Source organism: Leptolyngbya sp. CALU 1928 (assembly GCF_056784215.1).
In genome coordinates, this window is sequence record NZ_JBXBCE010000001.1 from 832,254 (window position 1) to 856,077 (window position 23,824).

General features: G+C 48.4%; 23 protein-coding genes and 22 tRNA genes. 12 read left to right on the forward strand and 33 right to left on the reverse strand.

Annotated features, from left to right (window positions below; all coding sequences use genetic code 11):
* The first annotated feature begins 524 nt into the window (after window positions 1-524).
* On the forward strand, window positions 525-1,886 hold the full coding sequence (locus tag AC1S5B_RS03670) for an S-layer homology domain-containing protein (RefSeq protein WP_482034371.1): 1,362 nt from the start codon (window positions 525-527) through the stop codon (window positions 1,884-1,886).
* Between the two features lie 388 nt (window positions 1,887-2,274).
* On the opposite strand, the gene AC1S5B_RS03675 is transcribed toward AC1S5B_RS03670, so the two are convergent.
* Window positions 2,275-2,676 carry a hypothetical protein gene (locus AC1S5B_RS03675; protein WP_482034372.1) on the reverse strand — a complete coding sequence of 134 codons (402 nt, stop codon included), beginning with the start codon at window positions 2,674-2,676 and terminating at the stop codon, window positions 2,275-2,277.
* 138 nt (window positions 2,677-2,814) lie between these two features.
* Between AC1S5B_RS03675 and AC1S5B_RS03680 the strand changes: the two genes are divergently transcribed.
* Window positions 2,815-3,066 carry a hypothetical protein gene (locus AC1S5B_RS03680; protein WP_482034373.1) on the forward strand — a complete coding sequence of 84 codons (252 nt, stop codon included), beginning with the start codon at window positions 2,815-2,817 and terminating at the stop codon, window positions 3,064-3,066.
* A gap of 24 nt (window positions 3,067-3,090) precedes the next feature.
* On the opposite strand, the gene AC1S5B_RS03685 is transcribed toward AC1S5B_RS03680, so the two are convergent.
* The 3 genes from AC1S5B_RS03685 to AC1S5B_RS03695 form a co-directional block, all read right to left on the reverse strand.
* A complete protein-coding gene (locus AC1S5B_RS03685; protein ID WP_482034374.1) occupies window positions 3,091-3,534 on the reverse strand; it encodes an HNH endonuclease in 444 nt (147 codons plus the stop codon).
* On the reverse strand, window positions 3,524-3,763 hold the full coding sequence (locus tag AC1S5B_RS03690; protein WP_482034375.1) for a hypothetical protein: 240 nt from the start codon (window positions 3,761-3,763) through the stop codon (window positions 3,524-3,526). Before AC1S5B_RS03690 ends, AC1S5B_RS03685 begins: the two co-directional genes overlap by 11 nt.
* Window positions 3,764-4,065: 302 nt before the next feature.
* On the reverse strand, window positions 4,066-5,028 hold the full coding sequence (locus tag AC1S5B_RS03695) for a hypothetical protein (protein ID WP_482034376.1): 963 nt from the start codon (window positions 5,026-5,028) through the stop codon (window positions 4,066-4,068).
* A 300-nt stretch (window positions 5,029-5,328) separates the two neighbouring features.
* Between AC1S5B_RS03695 and AC1S5B_RS03700 the strand changes: the two genes are divergently transcribed.
* Both AC1S5B_RS03700 and AC1S5B_RS03705 read left to right on the forward strand, forming a co-directional pair.
* Window positions 5,329-5,727, forward strand: coding sequence for a GIY-YIG nuclease family protein (locus tag AC1S5B_RS03700; RefSeq protein ID WP_482034377.1), 399 nt, complete (start codon window positions 5,329-5,331; stop codon window positions 5,725-5,727).
* 4 nt (window positions 5,728-5,731) lie between these two features.
* The gene (locus AC1S5B_RS03705; protein ID WP_482034378.1) at window positions 5,732-5,938 is read left to right on the forward strand and encodes a hypothetical protein; all 207 of its coding nucleotides are present in this window, start codon (window positions 5,732-5,734) and stop codon (window positions 5,936-5,938) included.
* Window positions 5,939-5,983: 45 nt separating this feature from the next.
* On the opposite strand, the gene AC1S5B_RS03710 is transcribed toward AC1S5B_RS03705, so the two are convergent.
* The gene (locus AC1S5B_RS03710) at window positions 5,984-6,553 is read right to left on the reverse strand and encodes a Uma2 family endonuclease (protein ID WP_482034379.1); all 570 of its coding nucleotides are present in this window, start codon (window positions 6,551-6,553) and stop codon (window positions 5,984-5,986) included.
* Between the two features lie 246 nt (window positions 6,554-6,799).
* Here AC1S5B_RS03710 and AC1S5B_RS03715 point away from each other — a divergent pair, with 246 nt between their 5' ends.
* Window positions 6,800-9,409: a DNA polymerase III subunit alpha gene (locus tag AC1S5B_RS03715; RefSeq protein WP_482034380.1), complete on the forward strand. Its 2,610-nt coding sequence runs from the start codon at window positions 6,800-6,802 to the stop codon at window positions 9,407-9,409.
* Between the two features lie 67 nt (window positions 9,410-9,476).
* Here AC1S5B_RS03715 and AC1S5B_RS03720 read toward each other — a convergent pair whose 3' ends face one another.
* Window positions 9,477-9,998, reverse strand: coding sequence for a hypothetical protein (locus AC1S5B_RS03720; protein WP_482034381.1), 522 nt, complete (start codon window positions 9,996-9,998; stop codon window positions 9,477-9,479).
* A gap of 283 nt (window positions 9,999-10,281) precedes the next feature.
* Between AC1S5B_RS03720 and AC1S5B_RS03725 the strand changes: the two genes are divergently transcribed.
* Complete coding sequence (locus AC1S5B_RS03725; RefSeq protein ID WP_482034382.1) at window positions 10,282-11,046, forward strand: IS1 family transposase; 765 nt, start codon at window positions 10,282-10,284, stop codon at window positions 11,044-11,046.
* 28 nt (window positions 11,047-11,074) lie between these two features.
* On the forward strand, window positions 11,075-11,668 hold the full coding sequence (locus AC1S5B_RS03730; protein WP_482034383.1) for a Uma2 family endonuclease: 594 nt from the start codon (window positions 11,075-11,077) through the stop codon (window positions 11,666-11,668).
* Window positions 11,669-11,744: 76 nt separating this feature from the next.
* Here AC1S5B_RS03730 and AC1S5B_RS03735 read toward each other — a convergent pair whose 3' ends face one another.
* The 3 genes from AC1S5B_RS03735 to AC1S5B_RS03745 all read right to left on the reverse strand — a co-directional run bounded on the left by AC1S5B_RS03735 (window position 11,745) and on the right by AC1S5B_RS03745 (window position 14,384).
* Window positions 11,745-12,305: a DUF4334 domain-containing protein gene (locus AC1S5B_RS03735; RefSeq protein WP_482034384.1), complete on the reverse strand. Its 561-nt coding sequence runs from the start codon at window positions 12,303-12,305 to the stop codon at window positions 11,745-11,747.
* Between the two features lie 193 nt (window positions 12,306-12,498).
* The gene (locus tag AC1S5B_RS03740) at window positions 12,499-14,025 is read right to left on the reverse strand and encodes a YifB family Mg chelatase-like AAA ATPase (RefSeq protein WP_482034385.1); all 1,527 of its coding nucleotides are present in this window, start codon (window positions 14,023-14,025) and stop codon (window positions 12,499-12,501) included.
* A 143-nt stretch (window positions 14,026-14,168) separates the two neighbouring features.
* Window positions 14,169-14,384 carry a hypothetical protein gene (locus AC1S5B_RS03745; RefSeq protein WP_482034386.1) on the reverse strand — a complete coding sequence of 72 codons (216 nt, stop codon included), beginning with the start codon at window positions 14,382-14,384 and terminating at the stop codon, window positions 14,169-14,171.
* A 278-nt stretch (window positions 14,385-14,662) separates the two neighbouring features.
* Here AC1S5B_RS03745 and AC1S5B_RS03750 point away from each other — a divergent pair, with 278 nt between their 5' ends.
* The 3 genes from AC1S5B_RS03750 to AC1S5B_RS03760 are packed head-to-tail and all read left to right on the forward strand — an operon-like array spanning window position 14,663 to window position 17,202.
* Window positions 14,663-15,574, forward strand: a complete 912-nt coding sequence (locus tag AC1S5B_RS03750; RefSeq protein WP_482034387.1) for a metallophosphoesterase — start codon at window positions 14,663-14,665, stop codon at window positions 15,572-15,574.
* Between the two features lie 51 nt (window positions 15,575-15,625).
* Window positions 15,626-16,546, forward strand: a complete 921-nt coding sequence (locus tag AC1S5B_RS03755; RefSeq protein WP_482034388.1) for a histone deacetylase family protein — start codon at window positions 15,626-15,628, stop codon at window positions 16,544-16,546.
* Between the two features lie 35 nt (window positions 16,547-16,581).
* Complete coding sequence (locus AC1S5B_RS03760; protein WP_482034389.1) at window positions 16,582-17,202, forward strand: DNA-3-methyladenine glycosylase; 621 nt, start codon at window positions 16,582-16,584, stop codon at window positions 17,200-17,202.
* A 374-nt stretch (window positions 17,203-17,576) separates the two neighbouring features.
* Here the strand turns inward: AC1S5B_RS03760 and AC1S5B_RS03765 are convergent.
* The 24 genes from AC1S5B_RS03765 to AC1S5B_RS03880 all read right to left on the reverse strand — a co-directional run bounded on the left by AC1S5B_RS03765 (window position 17,577) and on the right by AC1S5B_RS03880 (window position 21,958).
* Window positions 17,577-17,653 (reverse strand) — tRNA-His (locus AC1S5B_RS03765).
* Between the two features lie 2 nt (window positions 17,654-17,655).
* A tRNA-Ala gene (locus tag AC1S5B_RS03770) sits at window positions 17,656-17,729 on the reverse strand.
* 627 nt (window positions 17,730-18,356) lie between these two features.
* Window positions 18,357-18,429 (reverse strand) — tRNA-Arg (locus AC1S5B_RS03775).
* Between the two features lie 2 nt (window positions 18,430-18,431).
* A tRNA-Val gene (locus AC1S5B_RS03780) sits at window positions 18,432-18,527 on the reverse strand.
* Window positions 18,528-18,722: 195 nt separating this feature from the next.
* Window positions 18,723-18,799 (reverse strand) — tRNA-Thr (locus AC1S5B_RS03785).
* A 176-nt stretch (window positions 18,800-18,975) separates the two neighbouring features.
* A tRNA-Leu gene (locus tag AC1S5B_RS03790) sits at window positions 18,976-19,049 on the reverse strand.
* 17 nt (window positions 19,050-19,066) lie between these two features.
* Window positions 19,067-19,139: transfer RNA gene (locus tag AC1S5B_RS03795), tRNA-Lys, on the reverse strand.
* A 12-nt stretch (window positions 19,140-19,151) separates the two neighbouring features.
* Window positions 19,152-19,226 (reverse strand) — tRNA-Lys (locus AC1S5B_RS03800).
* Window positions 19,227-19,315: 89 nt separating this feature from the next.
* Window positions 19,316-19,389: transfer RNA gene (locus tag AC1S5B_RS03805), tRNA-Leu, on the reverse strand.
* Window positions 19,390-19,392: 3 nt separating this feature from the next.
* Window positions 19,393-19,469 (reverse strand) — tRNA-Pro (locus tag AC1S5B_RS03810).
* Between the two features lie 5 nt (window positions 19,470-19,474).
* Window positions 19,475-19,552: transfer RNA gene (locus tag AC1S5B_RS03815), tRNA-Leu, on the reverse strand.
* A 51-nt stretch (window positions 19,553-19,603) separates the two neighbouring features.
* Window positions 19,604-19,677: transfer RNA gene (locus AC1S5B_RS03820), tRNA-Gln, on the reverse strand.
* Between the two features lie 33 nt (window positions 19,678-19,710).
* Window positions 19,711-19,788 (reverse strand) — tRNA-Gln (locus AC1S5B_RS03825).
* Between the two features lie 5 nt (window positions 19,789-19,793).
* A tRNA-Asn gene (locus AC1S5B_RS03830) sits at window positions 19,794-19,869 on the reverse strand.
* A 5-nt stretch (window positions 19,870-19,874) separates the two neighbouring features.
* Window positions 19,875-19,947: transfer RNA gene (locus tag AC1S5B_RS03835), tRNA-Phe, on the reverse strand.
* A 6-nt stretch (window positions 19,948-19,953) separates the two neighbouring features.
* A tRNA-Ser gene (locus AC1S5B_RS03840) sits at window positions 19,954-20,037 on the reverse strand.
* A gap of 66 nt (window positions 20,038-20,103) precedes the next feature.
* Window positions 20,104-20,186 (reverse strand) — tRNA-Ser (locus tag AC1S5B_RS03845).
* Between the two features lie 6 nt (window positions 20,187-20,192).
* Window positions 20,193-20,276: transfer RNA gene (locus AC1S5B_RS03850), tRNA-Tyr, on the reverse strand.
* An 80-nt stretch (window positions 20,277-20,356) separates the two neighbouring features.
* Window positions 20,357-20,430: transfer RNA gene (locus AC1S5B_RS03855), tRNA-Glu, on the reverse strand.
* 237 nt (window positions 20,431-20,667) lie between these two features.
* Window positions 20,668-20,743: transfer RNA gene (locus AC1S5B_RS03860), tRNA-Met, on the reverse strand.
* 5 nt (window positions 20,744-20,748) lie between these two features.
* A tRNA-Cys gene (locus AC1S5B_RS03865) sits at window positions 20,749-20,823 on the reverse strand.
* A 50-nt stretch (window positions 20,824-20,873) separates the two neighbouring features.
* Window positions 20,874-20,948 (reverse strand) — tRNA-Asp (locus AC1S5B_RS03870).
* Between the two features lie 173 nt (window positions 20,949-21,121).
* Window positions 21,122-21,322 carry a hypothetical protein gene (locus tag AC1S5B_RS03875; RefSeq protein WP_482034390.1) on the reverse strand — a complete coding sequence of 67 codons (201 nt, stop codon included), beginning with the start codon at window positions 21,320-21,322 and terminating at the stop codon, window positions 21,122-21,124.
* Between the two features lie 111 nt (window positions 21,323-21,433).
* Window positions 21,434-21,958 (reverse strand): HNH endonuclease, encoded by a 525-nt coding sequence (locus AC1S5B_RS03880; RefSeq protein ID WP_482034391.1) that lies wholly within the window; start codon window positions 21,956-21,958, stop codon window positions 21,434-21,436.
* Window positions 21,959-22,428: 470 nt separating this feature from the next.
* Here AC1S5B_RS03880 and AC1S5B_RS03885 point away from each other — a divergent pair, with 470 nt between their 5' ends.
* Complete coding sequence (locus tag AC1S5B_RS03885) at window positions 22,429-22,713, forward strand: Precorrin-3B methylase (RefSeq protein ID WP_482034392.1); 285 nt, start codon at window positions 22,429-22,431, stop codon at window positions 22,711-22,713.
* A complete protein-coding gene (locus AC1S5B_RS03890; RefSeq protein ID WP_482034393.1) occupies window positions 22,710-23,765 on the forward strand; it encodes a tRNA dihydrouridine synthase in 1,056 nt (351 codons plus the stop codon). The genes AC1S5B_RS03885 and AC1S5B_RS03890 overlap by 4 nt, the downstream gene beginning before the upstream one ends.
* The last annotated feature ends 59 nt before the right edge of the window (window positions 23,766-23,824 follow it).

The window sequence follows — 23,824 nt, forward strand, 5'->3', positions numbered from 1 at the left end:
TAGTAGAGAGATCTCAGAGATTCTTAAACCATGCCAAACCCTGGCAGATCTGGTCGAAAGGTGACAGGGTTTGGCGTAAAAGCGGTCACGGATCTGGTTACACAGACTCTAAATCCTGCTACTGACAGAGATGACTGATCGTTTGAGTCGGTTCAAGTTCGCCCAAGCGTTTCTCATTGACTGCTTTGAGATAACGATCTTTTTTAGCGTTGTTTTCCCTTGGCAGTGTTTGATAATTCCCTGGAAGCGCGATCGCCCCTCTCTTCCAGACAACAAGAAATGACAATATTACGCGATCGCAGTCTTCAATATTTATCCTAAAACCATCCGGATAGCGCCCCTTTTAATGCGATACCTGGAAAAGAGACTCTTCGTGTCAAAAAGGTTCCTCGCGATCGCGATTTTTGACGAGTGCTTCATCAAAAGGATGATTTAACTGCATGGTGACAATTTTCAGGAACACCTCTGATTCTTTCACTTCTTAGTAATCAGTTGCGTTAAAAATATTCACCATGTCTCACCCTATGAAACTTCAATCTTCACCTGCTTTGTTGCTTGCTTTGTCAATGGTGACCAGTTCCTTAGCCCCCTTTATTGCGATCGCCCCTAGCGTGGCACAATCCACCTTTTCAGACGTGCAGGGAAGCTGGGCGCAAGCCTGCATTGTAGAATTAACCCAACGAAATATTATTAGCGGTTATCCCGACGGCACCTTTCGCCCCAATAATCCCGTCACCCGCGCTGAATATGCTTCCATGGTTGGCAAAGCGTTTCCCAATGCGCCTCGCAATCGCGGTGCCGTTCGGTTTGTCGATGTGCCCTCCAATTATTGGGCTTATAACGCCATTAGCAATGCCTCTCAAACCGGGTTTCTCTCTGGCTACCCCGGCAATGTGTTTAATCCTAGCCAAAGCATTCCTCGCGCTCAAGCCTTAGTTTCCCTGGCAAGTGGGCTAAACTTTGCCCCCACTCAACCTGTTGCGAACACGTTAAGTGTATTTGCGGATGCTCCGGCTATCCCAGCCTATGCTCAAACAGGCATTGCAGCGGCAACTGAAAAACGGCTGGTAGTGAACTATCCTGATGTGAATTTCCTAAATCCTAATCAGCTTGCGAATCGGGCAGAAGTCTCTACATTTCTGTGCCAGTCTCTTGCAGGCGCAGGACAAATTTCCTCCGTAGTTCCCAGTCAGTATGTGGTGGGGGCGACGGTGGCGGTGCAGCGATCGCAAATTGTGGCAGGAACTCAAATTCCAGTCAGCTATGGGGCGGCTCCACAAATTGTGGTGGCACCCAATGAAACCGTTGATTTGACGGTGACAGTTGCTTCCGATGTGCGAAATACGGCAGGCGAGATCGCGATTCCTCAAGGAAGCCAAGTGGTTGGGCAACTGGTGCCCGTCAATGGCGGCTCCCAGTTTGTCTCTCGTACTGTAATCATTAGCGGTCAGCAATATTCGATCAATGCATCCTCTAATGTGGTGCAAACCAAGAAAAATCTGCGGGATGTTAGCCTGATCAAAACCTTAGGTGGTGCAGCCTTAGGGGCCGGAGCAGCAGCGATTATTGGCGAAGTGACTGGCGATGGGATGCAAGGGGCTGGAAACCTGATCTTGGCAAGCAGCATTGGGGCAGCTGTTGGGTCAAATCAAGGTCGCAATTTGGGATCGGCGATTCGGGATGCGGCGATCGGGGCGGTGTTGGGCGCAGGAGCAGCGGGTGTGACGGGCGATCGCACGATTACCCCCAAAAAGGTATTGACAGGTGCCGCCGCAGGAGCAGCAGTCGGGGGCGCTATTGATCGCGGCACTGTGGGCGAGGTGATTGTATTCAACACCAGTTCAGATTTGACCCTGACGCTCAACAGCAACGTCACAATTCCATAACGCTTGAATGCAATCGGCGATCGCGGTTTCGCACTTGCCTCTAATTTAATTCATTTAAAAACCGGGATTGCAAAGCTTTGTAATCCCGGTTTTTTTGCTTTGCAGTAGGTTACTGGAGTTTAGACTAAACGAGAAAAGAGCGATCGCCAACAATGCAGGCAATCGCTCAATAGTCGATGCTGAGATTAACCACAATTTCAGCCTTGACCATGAATCTGGAGTTTAGACTAAGAGCAAGACTGCTCAGTCAAACAGTTTGACCGAGGGCACCTACAATTGCTTGTCAAAAAGAGGTTTAAGCTGACTTGGATTGCAGTTTTTTTGGTTTTTTGAAGCCTTTTTTGACGGTGGGATAGCGGATGCGCCGAGTACGGATGCGATCGGGCAACTACCCGGTCGACTTTCCGCGAGGTTCGGGGACAGGTGCAGGAGAGCCAATTCGGACTAAAAGTGCAGCAAAGCTATCCGCAACTCGACCGGGTGAGGAGACAGGCAAGTGCTTTTGCCAAAGCAAAGGAGTCTGAAGTGCTAGGGGACGGGCTAACCAGAGTTGCCAACTGAGGACTGGCATCAGGTCACTCCACTTCTGGGATTGCTCTGGGGTGGCGAAGCAGGGTAAGAACCAGTGCAAGCGTTGCTTGATCAAGCGATACCAATGGTCAACGGTAAAGCGACGCAGATAGCGTTGCCATAGGTGGCTTAAATCGGGCAAGCTTTGTCCTACCCAGATCAACCACAAAGGACGGCGAGGCAGCCCATCGCCAATTGATTCGACTCGAATCAGATGCATCGGATGAGTGGATGAGTGATAGAAATGCAAATCTTGCCACAGTTGCAATCGCACGAGTCCAAGCGAGTTGGACTGGACTTCTAGAGTTTGCTGAGGCTGCCACCAAGTTTGGGCATCGTTGAGCTTAAATTTCGCGCTGTGCTTACGAGAAGCTTTTGCGATCGCTGTAACCGAATGCGCCTGTCTGCTGATGGTTGGCTGCGCCCCTGCCTGCTAAATGAAACGGGGCAAATTGACTTGAAAGGAGGCTTGCGATCGGGCGTTCCTCTCTCAGACCTGCGCCGCCAAGTCCGCGAACTGGTGTTCCTCAAACCCGAAATCAACTACAAAGAACGCGACTCTGGCACCACTGGACGCTACGTCCGTACCATGTCCCAAATTGGCGGATAGGCATGGGGTTGAGGTGCGATCGACTCACAGATCAGCAGACGGAGGATGTAATCCAGTTTTAATCCAAAATCGTCTTGTTTCTCGAATGGAATCATTGTCTGGATAGCGTCGATCATTCAAATCAAGACGAATGCAAGTTGCCCGACCAGTTGGTGTAATTCCTTCAATTACAACACCCTGATCTACCCAAACAAAATGCTCCTCCCACTTCTGCCGACGGGGATTGAAAATAGGAACAATCTCTTGAGTCTCTGGATCGACACCTGCAACAAAGTTGTAACGTCTCTCATTGCAACGACGGCAGGCAAGTGCAAGATTGCCAATGTCATCAGAACCACCCAAGGACTTTGGAATGACATGATCAACGGTAAATCGATTGGCACTCAAACGTTCTGAAGAATGGCAATACTCACATACATATTTGGCTCGTTCCCGAATAGCCTGCTTGACTTCATCACTAATTGGCATTTTGAGCAGCAAGCATTGCATTGATATGAGTAAAAATACGGTCTAGCTCACCGATGGTATCCAGTTCAATGATTTCATCCGAGCTTAGCTGATCAGCCTTCCTTTTTTCCAGAAGGTTCTCCATCTGGAGTTGAAGAGACTCACTGAACTTGAATAAATTCCAGTCCCCAACTTTTTGAAGCTGAATTTCATGAATCAGCGAAGACGGCTTATTGAGAGTTGTAACCATTTCTACTCCTGCTACGCGCTATAGAGAGACAGTTATTTTACACATAGCAAGATTATAACTTTGCCTTCAGTAGCAAGATAGACATCCCAACTACCACCAACATTTTAGCTGAAGCGATCGCGTGTCCTAATCGACTAAATTGACAACTCGATAGGGCTAGTAAAGTGCGCGAATCAAATGAATCTCAGTCACTCATATTGAAGGGCATTGGTTACAACTAGTTATAGGCAGCGGTGGGATTGCTCACTCGTCCTACACATTAGCCGCCTCCGACCATCCTCTGCAATGAGCGTTAGCCTGCGTTATGGATCTCTTTGTCCAAAAATGATTGCAATAGAGTTTACAAGCGAACGAGTAGCTTCCACGCAGAGAGCAGCCTCTCGAAAAGCTGCATTTCGTTTATGTTGCAAGGTGACAGCTAATTGATAAGCATCCTTAACATATTTCCGCAACGCTTCATTTGAGCTACCAGCTAACTCAACAGCAATATAATTCTCAAGCATTCTTTTTGCATCAGTTTCACTTGGAACTGTTCCATCCAAGGAGAGATGCCTCTCTGGTTCGTAGACTGCTTGCGCTAGAGATATGATTGCCTCTCGACACAGCAGTCCTGTCGCTTGGTAATCTTCTTCGTTATGAGCATTAGTTAATGTCTCTACTATTTTGTCTATGTTGCGGTCAACTCTAGCCCAGCCAGTTGGTTCTACTATCTGTTGAGGTTCTGCCTGTTGTAATGACACTATTAAATTATCAACAAGCTGTTGATATAAATCAGTAATATAGCCTCGACGAGAGCTGTAATTTGGCAGGCTGCCATCACTCCATTTGTTATACCAACTCCATAAATCTGAAAATGGATTTGGGTCTTCAAGACCCATTACCTTTAGTTTTGAAATGATTGAAATTCTTCTTTCTTTGTATTCCTCATTTACCTCTTGAATACGTGACCCTCCAGTGGCAACATCAATCATCCCAGTTTTTTGCTTGTCAATATTCTGCAAAAGATCTTTAACATCGGAATAAGTAAATGCTATTTTGCTAATGTTATTTGTGAAGGCAATTCCGAGATGAGATGCCAAATCTAGCAGGTGTTCATCGTCGCTCTCCTGAATCATCTCAATAATGTAGTCAGTTTCGTTTCCAGACCATTGGTCTTTCCAGGGAAGCCCGTATTGTCGAAGTGTCAAGTCTATTAGCGACCATTCAGAACATTGAAGACTACTCGCAATTTCTGAAATTATTCTTATTCTGTCTGAGGGCTTCATTTTCGATTTAGCCTACGAATATGGTTCAACCTCTTAACTTCCAAGATCATAACTATCCACTGAAATACTTGCCAATCCTGGCATAAAGTCATAAGTCTTGTGTAGTAATATCACTCAGTAATAGTTTTGAGACTGCCTGAACATTTACTTTGTGACTATTTCAATGCTGAATAGCAGCCGACTCGCACCCACCACATCCCCAATCAATCAGCGCGAACTTTGGGCAGTAAATCGCGGACAATCGCGCACATCAGTATCGATTAAGTAGGCTGCGGCAGGATTTGTGGGAGCATAATTTGGGTGCCACGTCTTCTTGCCTTCATGACAACAAACGATTCTGAACTGCAAATCCAGGCTCGGAGAATTCTGGATGCGATCGCCTTTACTCCCTTTGAACAGTGCCTACTCTTAAACCGCGAGTTTGATAATATTCCCGCACGTCCCGGCATTTATGCAATCAGGCACAAAACCGATGGATTGCTCTACATCGGAAAAACCAAGAGTCTGCGAGGTCGTTTTAGTGGTGGGCACAAAGCTTTTTTGTGGGCATGGCTCGACAAATACAATGATGACGATGTGCGGATTGCAATCCAGTTCATTTTTTACTGGGGAAACCCTACGCTACTATTGGAGCTAGAAGCGATCATTTTAAGAGTCACTGAACCTCCTTATAACGTCCAGATTCCAGCCGATAGGTGAAGCGATGCAAGCCAAACTTCAAGAGCAACTTTCTTCCACTGATGCCGAAGTTATTTTAGGACGCTTACCTAAGCGAATTCAAGCGGCTCTCACTGCTCGTGCCACTGAAATTGAATATCCAGTCGAAGCCGTGATTGAGATGGCGATCGCCAGTTTTCTGGATACAGAAGCATTAGGTTTTGCAGATTGCAAACCAGGGCGCGGACAATAAAATTTCTGAATTATTCTCGGAGCATCGCACCCAACACATTCCCAATCAATCAGCGCGAAGTTTGGGTAGCAAATCTCGGACGATCGCGATCGCGTTGGAGAACTGCAACGGTGAGACGACGGCATCTTCTCGCAGCACGGTTTCGCTTTGATATCCGTCCTGGCTGGGTTCTCGAAAGACGTGTAGTTTGCGTTCGGTTACGTCAAGTACCCAGTAATCTAAGATGTGCGATCGCGCATATGCCTTTGCCTTCAAACCGCAGTCTTTCTGCAAGCTAGAATCGGCTACTTCAATGACCAAGTAAACTTCCGATGCGGTGGGATGGTGGTCTGCATAATCCAACGGATCAATCTGCACCACAGCAATATCGGGTTCTGGTTCTGAATAGTTGTTGAGCCGAATCGGTTCTTGCACCCGTATCCATACCTGACCTGACAAGAGTTGCTCCATTAGTCTTGCTGTGCGGGTGTTTGCTGACGAATGGGCAGTTCCTTTTGCAGCCATTTTTAGAATGTATCCATCAATTAACTCGACTCGCTCATCGGAGTCCAGAATGCCAGCTTCTGCCATTTGGTGGTATTCCTGCACGGTGATCAGGCGAAGGTTTGCCAGCATGGATACTCTCCTACAACGATCGCGGTTCGTCCTGAATTTAGTGTATCGTTACCGATTTGATCGCACCGAGGAACTCAAGAAAATCGGATCTTAGTAATACATCCGTGCTAGATCATAGATAGGATAATTTTCGATCTGCTTGATCGATTCAGAATCCATATTTAGGGTTGCATCTTATCAAGAACGCTAGTCATAGCGACTCACTTCGAGTATTCTAAACTCGACCCTGCGATCGCCTGAGCCATTATGTCCTTTGTTGGTCTTCATATTCACAGTGATTACAGCCTGCTTGACGGTGCCAGTCAGCTACCGGCTTTAATCGACCGCGCCCTAGAACTAGGGATGCCCGCGATCGCTCTAACGGATCACGGGGTGATGTATGGGGCGATCGAACTGCTGAAGGTGTGCAAAGGAAAAAACATAAAGCCGATCATTGGCAATGAGATGTATGTGATCAACGGCGACATTACTAAGCAAGAGCGTCGCCCCAAGTATCACCAGGTGGTGCTGGCAAAAAACACTCAAGGCTACAAAAATCTGGTCAAGCTGACCACTATTTCTAACCTGCAAGGCTACCAGGGCAAGGGGATTTTTGCGCGTCCCTGCATCAACAAAGATGTGCTGGAGCAATATAAAGAAGGGCTAATTGTCACTTCAGCCTGCTTGGGCGGAGAAGTGCCCCAAGCGATTTTGCAACACAAGCCCGAAATTGCGCGGCGGGTTGCTCAGTGGTACAAGGATTTATTTGGCGAGGATTATTATCTAGAGCTTCAGGATCACGGTTCCCCTGAAGACCGGATTGTGAATGTGGAAGTGGTGAATATTGCCCGTGAGCTAGACATCAAAATCCTGTGTACCAATGATTCTCACTATATTTCCTGCAATGACGTAGAGGCGCACGATGCCCTGTTGTGCATTCAAACGGGCAAGCTGATTTCGGAAGATAAACGCCTGCGCTATAGCGGCACGGAATATTTGAAGTCGGCGGATGAGATGCGGCAGCTATTTCGTGATCATCTGACTGACGACGTGATTGAAGAGGCGATCGCCACGACAATAGAAGTCGCAAACAAGGTAGAGTCTTACGAAATTATGGGAATCCCACGCATTCCCAACTATGCCATCCCGGATGGCTATACCCACGATGAATATCTGGTCGAAATTTCCTGGGAAGGCTTGCTGTGGCGGCGTGAATGTACCTCTCGTGAGCAAATTACGGATGAGTATCGCGATCGCCTGGTCTACGAACTCCAGATCATGCAGCAAATGGGGTTTGCCACCTACTTTCTTGTGGTTTGGGACTACATCAAATATGCCCGTGACAATGCCATTCCCGTTGGTCCAGGGCGCGGTTCGGCAGCGGGTTCGCTGGTTGCCTACGCCCTGGGCATCACCAACATTGATCCAGTACATCACGGCTTGCTGTTTGAGCGCTTCCTCAATCCCGAACGCAAATCCATGCCGGATATTGACACCGATTTTTGTATTGATCGCCGGGAAGAAGTGATCGAATACGTCACCGAAAAATATGGCACCGATCGCGTTGCCCAAATCATCACCTACAACCGCATGACTTCTAAAGCGGTGCTAAAGGACGTGGCGCGGGTGCTGAACATTCCCTATGGCGAAAGCGATCGCATGACCAAAATGATTCCGGTTGTGCGGGGCAAACCCGTCAAGCTGAAGGTGATGATTTCTGACGAAACCCCCGCCCCAGAATTCAAAGAAAAATATCACAAAAACCTAACTGTTCCCGGCACCGATCCCGCCATTACTTTTCGCCGCTGGATCGACATGGCAATCCGAATTGAAGGCACCAACAAAAGCGTTGGCATTCACGCCGCTGGAGTCGTGATTTCCTCCGACCCGCTAGATGAAATTGTGCCGCTTCAACGCAATGCCGATGGAGCCGTATTCACCCAATACTACATGGAAGATATTGAAGCCCTGGGTTTGCTGAAAATGGACTTTTTGGGGCTGCGAAACCTGACCATGATTCAAAAGGCGATCGAACTAATCGCGCTGACGGGCAAACCCGCGATCGATTTGGATCATTTGCCGCTTGACGATCCCAACACCTACAAGCTGCTTGCCAAGGGCGATCTGGAAGGCATCTTTCAATTGGAATCATCGGGAATGCGACAAATCGTGCGCGACCTCAAACCCTCCAGCCTAGAAGATATTTCCTCAGTCCTAGCGCTCTATCGTCCCGGTCCATTGGATGCTGGCTTGATTCCCAAGTTTATCAACCGCAAACATGGGCGCGAAAAAATCGACTATCCTCACCAAATCCTGGAGCCAATCCTCAACGAAACCTACGGCATCATGGTCTATCAAGAGCAGATCATGAAAATTGCCCAGGATATGGGTGGTTACTCGTTGGGTCAAGCCGACTTGCTGCGGCGCGCCATGGGTAAAAAGAAAAAATCCGAGATGGAGAAGCACCAGGAACTCTTTGTGCAGGGTGCAGAAAAAAAAGACGTGAAAGCCAAGGTTGCCACGGATTTGTGGGAAACCATGGTGCAGTTTGCGGAATATTGCCTCAGCGCCGATACGCTGATCTTAACGGTAGAATATGGCGCGATCGCCATTAGCGAAATCGTCGAAAAACAACTCGCCTGCACGGTTTACAGCGTGGATGAAAACGGATTTGTTTATACTCAGGCGATCTCTCAATGGCACGATCGCGGCACCCAAGCCCTATTTGAATATCAGCTTGACGACGGCACCACTCTCCGCGCCACCCCCGATCACCAATTCATGACCACCGACGGCACCATGCAAACCATTGATACCATATTTGAACAAGGTTTAGATCTGCTCAAAGTCAACGCTAAAATTCCTGTTTATTCATGAAAGAAACTTACGGCTGAAGATGTTTTGTCGATCGTCTTGTCCAAAACAAACTAAACACAATAAATTTTTAGCTTTCTAAAACTCGGTTAGCGTACTCCACAATATCTTTATAAAACAAGATAAAAAGTACAAAGTTGGCAATTCCAAGAATGGATGTGAATCCAGGAACAAGTCCAATTATGTTGTAGCAAACAAAAACGACTGCGAATGCTATTCCTAACCCTGTTTTATTCTCAATTTCTTTTATTCCATTCCGACGACCATATTCGTAGAAGCCCTTTGCAAGTTCAGGAATGCTAGTAAATGCCCAATAAAAATTATAGAAAGGTATAAACATGAAGCCAATGGCTTTTCCTGGAGTCGTCTCACGATACCTCTCTGGCAAAGCTTTCCAGCATTCGTAATGCATGATCGCCCAAAATACTACAGCTAAAGCAATAATGGGTAAACTAATTAAAGCGCTACCTTCAGCCGCTGGCTTTTCTCTTCGCAACACAAATAAACCAAGGACTATTCCCAAAGCCAAAGCGATTGATTGAAAAACTAACGCAGGTATCCAGTTAATGCGTTTTTTTGATATTTCTTGCACTTTTGATGCCCTAATTTCTTATTTCACTTATTGCTATCCCAAAAGTTCCCCAATTTTCAACTTTGCTAACGCTTTAGAAAGGCTTAGATCTGCTCAAAGTCAACGCCAAAATTCCTGTTCCTGTTTAACTGGAGGCTGTTATGGTCAGCACTGCACCGGATACCCAACCCAACGCGATTCGTGAAACGATCCCTCAGGGAATCGCCCTTCAAGGGGAGGTAGTGCTTTTTCGTAAAGGGTGAGGGAAAATAGAGCCAACGGCTTAAGTAAACCGAGATCAACCATGAAACCATACTTAATCTGTCCGAATTGTGGATCGGATGACATCATGAAAAACGGGACAACTCGCCGGGGCAAGCAAAACCATAAATGCCGAGACTGTGGTCGTCAGTTTGTCGAAGATCCCCAGTGGAAGCCCAAGGATCAAGATACCAAGGCTCTAATTGATCGGTTATTGCTAGAGCGGATTCCTTTAGCGGGGATTGCTAGAGTCCTGAAGCTGTCGGAAAGTTGGTTGCAACAGTACGTCAATCAGACCTATGAGCAGGTGCGCCAACAAGCTGAGGTGCTGCCCAAAACAACCGCAAGGTTGACGGTTCAGATGGATGAGTTGTGGTCTTTGGTGGATGACAAAGGCAATAAACAATGGGTTTGGTTAGCAATGGATGTAGCGACCCGCGAAATCATTGGGTGTCATGTCGGTGATCGTTCTGCCGAGTCAGCGCAAGCCCTATGGGATAGCCTGCCGCGCCGCTATCGACAATATGCCCGGATCTACACCGACCACTGGGAAGCCTATGCCTGTGTGCTACCGAGCAAACGACATTTTGCAGTAGACAAGGATTCTGGGTTAACCAGCTATATTGAGCGGTTGAATAACACGTTACGACAACGCATTTCACGCTTAGTGCGCCAAACTTTATCGTTCTCGAAGAAGTTAGAGAATCACATTGGAGCGATTTGGAATTTCATTCATCACTACAATCAAAAGATTCGAGAGCAATTGCGACGGGAGCAGATGGTTTCTTTTTCTCCATCCTTTACATAATGACACTACCCAAGGGGAACAGCGTGTTGTGATTCATGGGGTGACTTCTTGGGAAGGGTATCTGCAAATTTTGGATGCGCTGCCCCAATCTCGCAGCACCCGTCTGATTTATGACGAAGGAACCCTCGAATTCACTATGCCAACCGAAGATCACGATTTTTCTGGGCGAATGATTGGCTTATTTATTCGGGTTTTAGTTCGAGGGTTTGGCAAGAAAATTAAAACGATGGGGTCAACCACGCTCAATTTTTCAGAATTGAAAAAAGGCGCAGAACCCGATGAAGCCTTTTATATTCAAAACCAGCCGCTTGTATCGGGTCGAAACGTTGACATGGAAGCCGATCCAGTCCCTGATTTGATTGTGGAAGTGGATATTACTAACACCGATATTGATAAAAATCGGCTTTGTGCCAGTATGAACGTGCCTGAATTTTGGCGATTTGATGGTCGCATCCTTCGCATTTATCAACTACAAAACCAAGCCTATGTCGAAGTAGAATCTAGCCCCACATTTCCCACCGTTCCTAAAGAATGGCTCTACGATTTTTTGGAGGAATGCCGACAGGATGAACTTGCGGCTGAAGATAATTTACGCGATCGCCTCCACCAACAGGTAGCCTAGCTTGCCACGCGATCGCTTTACCAACTCTCAACCCAACAGTAAAGTTGAGCGGTGTGAAACCAGTTGATAACGTCGCTTATTCTCCAGAGCATCGCTTAAGAATAAAAAAGAATGGTTGGGGCAAGTCTTTAAAGTCCATAATTCCTAACACAGTATTGTCGTCTACTTTTCTAAAAGAGTCATTGATCGGTAAGTAGTCATAGATCATTGTGGCACTGACTTTTCCTCGATATTCCATCATCCGCAGTCGGGCTTGACTCCTTTCTGTTTTCAATAGGGAATTAGTCAGCCTTAGCAAAGGTTTCATCAAATCATTTTTGATAACCGGAAATTTCAAAGCCCAGTTCATCGCCATGGGATGGGGCGCAACCTTAATGATTTTCCCCTGATTATCTAAAAACAATAAGGGATGGACAGTCTCAGGATTTATAAATTCTTTCCCGTACCAATTAGAAGCTTCTAATAAGCCATCCATGGGGTGTGACGTATGAAGCCCAGAGCCTTGCCAACGACCGAGCATAAAGTCTAGGCTTACCGATTCTAGAGCGTCAAACAATTGTAAAGCTTGTTCGGTTGTCGCTTTAGCAGTTTTAAGAATCGACTGGGAGCTTTCTAGTGTTTCCATTTTTTCTACCATTGATAAACACTTCTCGGCTGGGGATAACTTATCGTACCAAGCCGATCTTCTTTTTAGGAGTCCAGTACAGCAACGTGTTAGCCTGCGTTTGCGGCTCCAAAACAATGGAGAAAATTCAATAGACCAGTCAAGACTATTTAATCCGCGTGAGAGTGAGTAGTTTTATTGATTCACCCCCTCCAATGACTGATCTTTATTGCAGGCGATCGATGGTGCGGTACTGAATCGCTTCTGCGATGTGATGCGTTTGCAGAGCCTCATCGCCAGCGAGGTCGGCAATGGTGCGACCCACTTTAAGAATGCGATCGCTGGCTCTGACAGATAGCCCCAACTTACGAATCGCGGATTCTAGCAGGGTTTTGGTGGCATCATCCAATACACACCACTCCCGCAAATTTGCGGATTGCATTTCCGCATTGCATCGCAAAGCAGTTCCTTGAAATCGTTGTTGTGCCTGCGATCGCGCCGTTTCTACCCGCGATCGCACCGTGGCGGAGTCTTCGCCTGTAGGTTGTTGAGTAATCTCCTCTGGCTTCAGCCGATTCACCCCAACTTGTAAATCAATGCGATCCATGAGCGGACCTGATAGCCGCGACCAATATTGCTCTCGCGATCGCGGTGTGCAGGTGCAAGGCTGAATTGTATCGCCGTAAAACCCACAGGGACAGGGATTTGTGCTGGCAACCAAGGTAAACTGGGCAGGAAAAGTAACAGACTGGCGAGTTCTAGAAATATTGACATGCCCATCTTCCAAGGGCTGTCGCAAAAACTCCAGCACATCGCGCTTAAACTCTGTCAACTCATCCAAAAAGAGGATGCCTCGGTGCGCCAGAGAAATTTCTCCCGGTCGTGGAAAGCTGCCGCCGCCCACCAGAGAGGGGCCCGATGCCGAATGATGGGGGCTGCGGAACGGGCGTGTGGTTACGAGAGAACCCTTATTTTTCAGCAGTCCGGCGACCGAGTGAATTTGGGTGACTTCCAAGGCTTCTTCAAAGCTCAAGGGTGGCAAAATGGACGGCAAACGGCGCGCTAACATGGTTTTGCCACTACCAGGAGGTCCTACAAAAACGAGGTTATGCCCTCCTGCTGCTGCAATTTCTAGGGCGCGACGGGCATGGGCTTGTCCTTTCACGTCATGCAAATCGGCACCACAAAAGCGATCGCGCTCCAGTTCTGCCAACCCATCCACTTCCGCCGCCTGATAGCGATCGGGGTTATTGAGAAAATCGCCAATTTCCGACAGATGCTTAAAGCCAAACACCGATATACCTTTGACAACGGCGGCTTCACGCACATTATCTGCCGGAATGACTAAGCCTTTGATCCCCATGCGTTTTGCAGCGGCGGCGATCGCCAAGACTCCGCTAACCGCACGAATGCTACCATCTAAAGATAATTCGCCAATGAATAAATAATCGTCTAACAAGGTCGTTTTCACCTGTTCTGCCGCTGCCAAAATGCCCACACTAATCGGCAAATCAAAGCTAGGCCCTTCTTTCCGCAGATCTGCCGGAGTTAAGTTCACCACAATCTTTCGCATTGGAAACGCAAAGCCCGCATTCTTAACGGCGGTTCGCACTCGCTCCTTCGACTCCTGCACAGCAGTATCGGGTAAGCCAACCACCACAATTCCAGGCAGACCTCCCGCAATATCCACCTCAACTCCCACTTTGACGGCATCAACGCCAATGAGTGACGCACTCCAAACCCTTGCAAGCATGACATTTCTGACTAGTGCCAATAACCAACAGAGTACCCACAATTAACAGTGAGCGAACGCACCCATTAAATTGACAGTCTGTAAAGGATGACTGGTTCAGCCAACTGCCGACCAGAATGTAGGCTGCTCAAAAACGAGGATGACTATAAGCATCGGTAGCGATCGCGATTCCCTGAGCTTCCATGATCGCCGCCCACGATCGCCGCCAAGAATACACTTTTGGGTTTCGCAGACAACAGCACTGCGGCTGACCCAAAGAATAGGCACGGCTCCACTATTTTGAGCGTCGGTCTGGGCGGGATGCCTCCTCGTCCAGTGCCCACAAAACTACTCTGACTTTCGGCAATAGTTCCCCCCACCCCGCAGCCTTAGGAGATTCGGTTAGCAGGATCAACCAAGTTGATATTTCAGTTCATCTAAGCTGGATGAGGGATCGATCTCCAAGGAACTAATGAAATCTACCCATCGCAACTAGCATCAGAACTAGCGCTGATCTCACAGTTTGCTGAGTGCAGAAGTAAAACGGGTGTTTGGCAAGTGGTTAGCCTAAAGATATTTGGTTATAGAAGGGGCTTAAAATGGTTTTTGCAACGCATGATAAACAGAGCAGGGCTAACTTGGAGATCAAAAGGCTGATATGCAACGACGCAATCTTCTATTTTTGGGTGGGGCAGCAGCGGCTGTTGGGCTAGGGAAAGCTGCTTTCAGTTCGATCAATACGGTGCCCTCACCCAAACTGAGTGACTCTAGCGGGGCGATCGCGCCCGCCAATCGCAACCAGCTATGGCTCCGGTTTGTTGCCACCGCAGACAGCGGCAGCAGCAACGAAAATCAAGCCGCAGTTGCCACCGCAATGACCCGTTATTACCAGAAAAATCCTTACAAGCTAGTAGTTTTGGCAGGTGACAATATCTATGACAATGGCGAAATCAGCAAAGTCAACGGTGCTTTTGAGCGACCCTATCAAGCCTTGCTCAAAAATGGCGTGATTTTTCGTGCTTGTCTCGGCAACCACGATATTCGGAGCGCCAATGGCGATCCCCAAGTGCAATATCCCGGCTTTAATATGCCGGGGCGGTACTATACATTTCGGGATAAAGCCGTCCAGTTTTTTGTGCTGGATACCAACGTGAATGCTGATTGGAGCGCCCAGCAGCCCTGGCTCGCAAAAGAACTGAGCCGCAGCAATGCTCCCTGGAAAATTGTCTATGGGCATCACCCGATTTATTCCTCTGGGGTTTATGGCAACACTCAAGCATTCATTGAAACGCTGACTCCACTGTTTAAAAAATATGGTGTGCAGCTTTATATCAACGGGCATGAACACAGCTATGAACGCACCCGCCCCATCAATGGCACGACTTATCTGATTACTGGAAACGGGGGTGCCTACTTGCGTCCCGTTGAGCGATCGCCTTGGACAGAGTATTCCGTTTCTCGCTATGGATTCACCGCCTTTGAGGTGTTTAGAGATCGCATCAACATTCAAGCGATCGCCACCAACCATCAAGTGTTTGACCAGGGCATCATCCCCTTAAAATCTGCCTAACAATTAGTACTAGAGATACTCCATTCGCCCTTCGTCATTCGCAATTCATCTATGATTCCAGTCATTTATTCCGACGAGTTTTTGCTGCATGAAACTGGCTATTTCCACCCCGAAAAGCCAGAGCGTCTGACTGCGATCAAAAAAGCGCTGTTGGCGGCACCCTGGGCACATCAGTTAAATTGGCAAACTCCCACCGCGATCGCCCTCCGTCCGGTCATGGTAGATCTTGAACGAGTGCATACGCCGCACTACATCAACACCGTGCAGCAACTCGCCGATCGCGGGGGGGGCTATTTAGATGGCGATACCCCTGTTTCGGCGCGTAGCTATGAGGTTGCCCTGTTAGCCGTCAGCGCGTGGCGAGATGGCATCGATCAAGTGATCAAAACTGAAAATCCAGCGTTCGTATTAGCCCGTCCGCCCGGTCATCATGCCCTGAGCGATCGCGGCATGGGGTTCTGCCTGTTTTCCAATGCGGCGATCGCGGCATTTTATGCCCTTCAGCAACCCGCTATCGATCGCGTGGCGATTTTGGATTGGGATGTGCATCACGGCAATGGTACCCAAGCGATCGTCGAAACCAATCCCAACATTGCCTACTGCTCTTTGCATGAATCGCCCCAATACCCCGGCACTGGAGCCACTGAGGAACGGGGAGTCTATCAAAATGTGTTGAATATTCCGATGCGATCGGGGAGCGCGATCGCTCAATATCAAACCGCATTTGAGCAGCAGGTAATGCCGTTTCTCACCCAATTTCAGCCCGATCTGCTGATCATTAGCGCGGGTTATGATGCCACTCAAGCTGACCCCTTGGCGGGAATATGCCTCAAACCTGAAGATTACAGCATTTTGACTCAGCACTGTTTACACCTGACCCGCAAAATTCTCTTTGGCTTAGAAGGGGGCTATGACCTAGAGGCGATCGCCCAGTCAGTGGTTGCCACCCTCCAACCCTGTTTGAGCAAATGACTTAGAGTACAAGTCGTTGCCAGTGTTCTAACAAAATGGAAGTATTTGACTCGCCGACTCCGATCGCTGCTGAATGGTTAAACCGAGACTCGACTTTAGTGGCACCCGACCTGATTGGCTGCACACTCGTTCGCCAGATGCCCGATGGAACGCTCTTACGCGGGTTAATCGTTGAGGCAGAAGCCTATGGCTTAAATGATCCGGCAATGCACGCCTATCGTCGCGCCACCGCTCGAAATCAAGTCATGTTCGGTGAGCCTGGAATCACTTATGTGTATCTCATCTATGGTATTTACCATTGCTTTAATGTGGTGACAGATCGGGTCAATATTCCCAGTGCTGTTTTAATTCGGGCACTTCAGTTAGAAACCATGCCTGCTTGGATTGATCCTCAACAGCAACTTAAGCCTGATAAAGTGGCAGCCGGTCCAGGAAAGCTATGCCGCGCTTTCAAAATTGACCTGACGTTGACCGGAATGCCCCTCCTGCCGGGTCAAGCTTTATGGTTAGAACATCGTCATATTAAGTTTCAGCAACAGTTAGATCAGGGCAAGCTGTCTTTGGTTCAAACGACTCGTATTGGGTTAACCCAAGGAATTGATCTGCCTTGGCGCTGGTATTTAGCTGGCTGTTCAGCCGTTTCTCGCAAAGGGTAAGAATTCACCACTAACCCAGTCTTTTGCCCCCCAAATCCGCTGGTAGAGAGAATGGAGAGGACGGGAATCGAACCCGCATCGATCGCCGGTAACTTTTAGGAAACGCGCTTTCTTACTACCCGTAGGCAAATGGGAACTTCCCCCACCTCGGACTACTAATTCCTTTCAGTGCCTCTGCAACCCGTCACCAGAGTTTTATCTCCCGATCGTCCTTGTGAGAACCGTTCCATTACGTTTCTACGGTTGCCATTCCATTTAGGCGACCTCCCCAAAATTCCACTTGCGTGGAAGTCCACCAGGCAGGTACTGCCCCTGCTACGACTGCGTTATCAGCACAGCGCGTCACTATGTCCGCCTCTGGTGGAAACTTGATTTGGAGTGACTGACGAGACTCAAACTCGCTAACACTGGTTTCACAGACCAGCACCTCGATCTCTTCGGTTTCAGCCACAGTGGATCCGGTGGGATTTGAACCCACAGCCTCCTGTTTGCAAGACAGGCGCTCTCCCAGTTAGAGCTACGAACCCAGGTAAGAAAGTTTTGAGTTTTGAGTTTTAAGTTTTGAATTGAGGAACTAACTCAACACTCAAAATTCAACCTTCAGAACTCTTGAAAGTGGATCTGGTCGGAGTTGAACCGACACCTTCCCTGTGAGAGTTACACTCACTCCTCGTGCAAGTTGAAAAAGCTGTGGTAACACACGCGGGATTTGAACCCGCATCAGTCGCTTTACAGGCGGTGCTCATCCATTGAGCTAGTATGTAAGCTTTTTCCGTTTGGGCACGAGTGACATCCGGGCGCTCTACCCCTAGAGCTACAGACCCATAGTTAAAAGAGAAAAGAGAAAAAGGTTTTTGGGCGATCGCCGCGATCGTGCAAGTTTCTAGAGCAATGCGTTTTCTCAGCTACTACAGGGACTCCGCCGATGAGTTGTTACACACTCTTTAAAGGATGGCTACTTTCAAGCCTACCTATCGGGTTCTTTGCACTCCTAGTTCGCAAACGCCCACTGCATGGCAGTGTTACTGTTCCTCTCGTACTTGTATGTAGGCTCTTAGAGTTGGGGCACGCCGAGCGATCGCACAGTTAAAAACATCAATTAAACTCATTTATTAAGCTAGAAAATAGCCTCCTTGAAGGACCATCAATTACAACACCTCCACCAGGACTCGAACCTGGAACGAACACTTTAGAAGAGTGTGGCTCTTTCCATTGAGCTATGGAGGTACGTCACCCGGTAGGAGTTGTAGCTCGCTTCTGCGAAGCAGTACCTACATCCCTCTGTTTGTAAGACAGATGCTCCACCAGATTGAGCAACAGGGCGACAAAAGCGAATGATGGGATTTGAACCCATGCGCTGAGTGTGGCGCACTCAGATGCTAGCCATTACATCACATCCGCCTAAGCGATCGACGAGACTCGTTCGCAAAGCGTCTCCCTTGGAGACACTCGTGCCGTGAGTTTGGAAAACTCTGATGCTGCCATTACACCACGATCGCATTTTTCCTTCTTTTTTATAGTGGGGCTGGAGACAGGAATTGAACCTGCAACCATCTGATTACAAGTCAGACGCTCTACCAAATTGAGCTACACCAGCACAAGCAGATGATTTCAAGATATAAGCTTGCTTTCCATAGGGTCAGGTTTAGGACATACCAAATCCTGATGCTGAACCTACGACACCACATCTGCATTTGGTCACGGAGGGGGGAGTTGCACCCACCTGATGTGCAGCTTATGAGACTGCCGAGCCACTCTTGCTCCATCTCCGCATACCCCTAACAGGACTCGAACCTGCACCATGCTTGGTTTAAGCAAGCCACGTCTGCCAATTGCGTCATAGGGGCGTGAGGGGGATGAGAGGTGGGCTGTGTAGGGCTTGAACCTACGCACTTCCGCTTAAGAGGCGGCTGCTCTGCCAACTGAGCTAACAACCCAAGGGTTCAAATTGGTGGGTCGCCAGGGGGTTGAACCCTGATCTTTCCGCTTAAAAGGCGGCTGCATAACCGTTCTGCCAACGACCCGAAAAGAGTTTTAAGTTTTGAGTTTTAAGTTTTGAATTGTGAGTGAAACACTCAAAACTCATCATTCAAAATTCAGAACTGCCTCTCAGTACCCTCGATGGGAGTCGAACCCACAAAATCTGGTTTCTAAGACCAGCACGTATACCAGTTCCGTCACAAGGGCAAATGGTCGGGATGGTAGGATTTGAACCCACGACTCCTTGGTCCCAAACCAAGGCTTCTAGACCGCTGAATTACATCCCGAAACTTGGTACTCCCGGTGAGAATCGAACTCACACATAGACTGTTTTTGAGACAGCCGCCTCTGCCAGTTGGGCTACAGGAGTATGAAACGGGAGGATAGAGATCTCGACCCAGAGATATCTCACGCCTCCCGACTGGAAAGGAAGGAATCGAACCTTCAAACACTTGATTCAAAGTCAAGTCGCTTTGCCTATTTGCGTACTTTCCATCAAATCTTTTGCTGCTCGCTAGCGAGCAAGATTGGATGCCGAGGTAGGGCTTGAACCTACAAAACTCCTGTTTCAGAGACAGGTGACTTTACCAATTCGTCTACTCGGCAATGAATGGCTGCCTCGGTGGGGATCGAACCCACGACCTCTCGCTTAACAGGCGATCGCTACTACCGCTGAGCTACAAGGCAATAAGTGGGAAGTGACGGGATTGAACCGTCGTCTCGCCGTCTTCAGCGGCACGTGAGCACCAGCTTCACCAACTTCCCAAAAGGCGGAGGCTAAGAGAATCGAACTCTTGACGGTTTAACCCGCAGGCGTTTTCAAGACGCTTTCCTCGTCCATGCCGGACAACCTCCATAAGTGGCGAAAATCGAGTGGCTACTGGATGAGCTATTTATCCAGGTACACCACGTTTTCAAAGGCGGAGAGCAGTGGACTCGAACCACAAGCGCAAAACTCCATCTGTTTAGCAAACAGCGCCGATCGCCTAATCGGGCTACTCTCCAGAATTTGGTAGGTCGGGCTGGAATTGAACCAGCAACGCGATCGCGGCGGTTTTACAGACCGTTGCCCACACCAGTAGGCGAGCCGACCCAAGAGATAGAGTTTTGAATGATAAGTTTTGAATTGCCTACTCAAAACTCAAAACTCAGAACTCAAAACTGATTAGTCAGGCAGTGCCGACGGGAGTTGAACCCGCAAACACAAGATTGAAAGTCCTGTGGCTTTACCAATTTGCCTACGGCACCAAGGTTTGAAAGTATCTACAATGTGCAAGTTTAAGAAGCTGCTTTTAACCTGCGAACAGGGTATAGGACTCGAACCTATAAGACTGATGGGAAAATCAGTTTTTACCAGTTTGTAAGCTTCTTGGATTAGGTCACACCGTAGAACGCAGAGATCAGGATTTGTAGCTTGCTTCCGCGAAGCGGTATCCGAACCAAAGGCTTTGGAGACCCCGATGCTGCCGTTACACCATCTCTGCTTGGTTGCAGTGGCGAGAGTTGAACTCGCATAGCCTCGGATATGAGCCGAGTACCTTAGCCGTTAGGTGACACTGCAATAATTGGAGTCCGAGGTGGCAATCGAACCCACGCTGGTTGGTTTTGCAGACCAACGCCTTCCCACTTGGCAACTCGGACAGAGTGAGTAGCCGTGACAAGGATTGCTCTCGCTTCTCCACAGGGCTACACGGGGATGATGGGATTTGAACCCACGATCTTTCGCTCGACAGGCGATCGCTTTGAACCAGCTAAGCTACACCCCCAAAAAGAGAGGAAGGAAAGAGCTAGAGAATAGGACATCGGTAAAATGCCTGCTTCCCTCCTCTAGTTCTTGCTTCCTAGAAATCAAATGGCAATTCAGTTTTCAAGGTTCAGGGTGGCTTGATGTCAGCCAAAGTTAAAGAAATCTGGTAGAGAAATCTGTTAAAGAAATCTGCTAGAGAAATGTGCGCCGTTCCAGGTGATAGGTTTGCCTGAGGTGGCGAAGTGCCTGATTGTGGTTAGTTGTGTTCAGAAATTGGGTTTTCTGATTGGATGGATCATTGTCAAGTCGGGCAAAAGCCTTTGGTTTGGGAGTTTTTGGGAACTCTAAAGACTTCGGTAGATGACTGACTCGCTCGATTGACCGAGTACCCATTGGATTGGCTCCTTTGTGTTTCATCTCATGCTACAAATGTAGTATATGTATTACGGGGTGTCAAGGGGGTACTACAACTTTTTTTGGAGATGGAGAACTGAAGCTGGATGCCTAGGGTTCAACGCTGCTTTGTTGCTCTTTCCAGAACTGGTCTGCGAAGGCAACAGCCGGATGGATGGGTGCTTTTGGCTTGCTTTGTAGCACCATGCCAATTTCATGCAGCAGGCGATCGCCTTTCTTTGAGTTGCATTTTTCGCAAGCCGTGACCACGTTATCCCAACTGTGTGATCCATTTTTTGAACGAGGGATGACATGATCCAGCGTTAGATGCTTGGTGCTGCCGCAGTATTGGCAGGTATGGTTATCGCGGCGGAAGACCTCCCGACGGTTGACAGGTGGCACTTTCCAATGCCGTCCTGGGTTGCCACTGGTGAGGCGAATATGCTCGGTAACTTGTAGTACGATGCTGGGCGATCGCACTTCCCACTGTTGTGTACTGCTAAATTCCAGGGATTCTGCCTGACCCGTGACCAACAGCGCGATCGCCCGCTTAATGTTGATTCGTGCCAAGGGCAGATAGTTCTTAGAAAACACCACCACCTGGTTTTGTAGTATTCGTGGCTGATGAGTTTGCATAAAATTCACTCCTCAAAAAAGAACCCCCACCTCTGGTCACAGAAGCGGGGGATTGGGAAAGGGGATGATGCTTTGCCCTAGGTTGGTGACAGGATTGCCCTGCACCTGCCGCTCTGAATTTGTTGAAACCGATTGAGCCACTGGACAAACGCTGTCCCATTGCTTCCACTGATATATTTGTCGCCACTATATTGGTCGCCACAATCCATCTCAAATCTTGACAATAGGATTGCCTTACCTAAACCCAGATGGGGTCGGCATGGCATGGCATGATGTAAGGCTAGAGAGGATTGACGTATCATGAGAAGCTTGTAGTTTCTTGTATTACAAAGACTATTCACAGACTACACTTGTAGTATGAAATTGTCCACTGTTTCGTTGAATTCAGTGGTTCGGGTGTGGATACACTCCAACAAAACGCCATTACGGACGGATCTTCTTGCTATACCTGAATTAGATCAATGAGAAAAATGGCAAACCAAGGAAAGCCTGTGACAGAAGCAGATTTAATCAAGGAAGTATGTCGGAGAATCCGCGTTGCTCGCAGCTATTGGGATGCTCACAATAATGCTGCCTGCCGTGCAGAACGCGATCGCGCGTTGGAACTATACAACACGCTGACTAAAGAACAAAAAGATCAAATTCCTCAAGTGCTGCGCGTTTGGTTACGGTATCGCAGTGAAAAATATTTTGGGGCGCATCAAACGCCACCGGGTAAAAAATCAAAGCGACGCTCTAAGCGGCAATCTATATGACTACAACCCTGTCACTGTGCGATCGCCTGCCTGCTCCCATCTGTTCAGGGCTTGCCTTAACTGCGCTTGCCCCGATGCAAGATGTGACCGATTTGTTTTTCATGAATGTGATTGCCAGTTACGGTAGTCCCGATTACTTTTTTACGGAGTATTTTCGGGTTCACCCGACTTCCACCCTAGACAAAAAAATTCTGCGATCAATTACTGAAAACACTAGCGATCGCCCCATTTTTGCCCAGATGATTGGCGAGAGCATCCCCGACTTGGTGCGAATTGCCCAAACCCTCAGTCATTACCCGATCGCAGGCATCGACTTGAATATGGGCTGCCCTGCCCCCAGAATTTATCGTAAAAATGTGGGCGGCGGATTGTTGCGCGATCCTGAACAGGTGAACCGAATTTTGGGTGAGTTGAGACAGTCCGTTGATGGACGCTTGAGCGTCAAAATGCGAATCGGCTTTGATAATACCGACCACTTCGATCGCATCCTTGACCTGATCAATCGGCACCAGATTGATCTCCTCAGCTTGCATGGTCGGACGGTCAAAGAAATGTATCGGGGTGCCGTGCATTACGACCTGATTGCCCACGCGGTTCAACGGGTCAATTGCCCAGTTTTAGCCAATGGCAATGTCACCTCTGCTCAATCTGCCGCCGCCATCCTCGCTCAGACTAGAGCCGCCGGGGTGATGGTAGGTCGCGCTGCCATCCGCAATCCCTGGATTTTCAAGCAGATTCGCCAAATCCTCACGGCGGAACCTGTATCTATCGTCACGCTGGCTGAAGTTCACGATTACATTGAGCGATTGCGCCAAACGACGACTGCGTCCACAATCCCAGAGCGATCGCGGGTAAGCTATCTCAAGATGTACCTCAACTACATTGCTCAAAGTGTGGATGCAGCAGGTGCTTTCCTCCGCGACATGCGCCGGACACAAACCGACTCTGACCTGCGATCGGTGTGCGATCGCTATTTACTCAGCAATCCCGATCACGAGTTTGCCTTAGAACCCTATCCTGGACTGGTTGCTCGTCCGGTGAGTGAGAGATGAGTTTGGAGTTCGGAGTTCGGAGTTTGGAGTTCGGAGTTCGGAGTTTGGGGTGCTGTAGC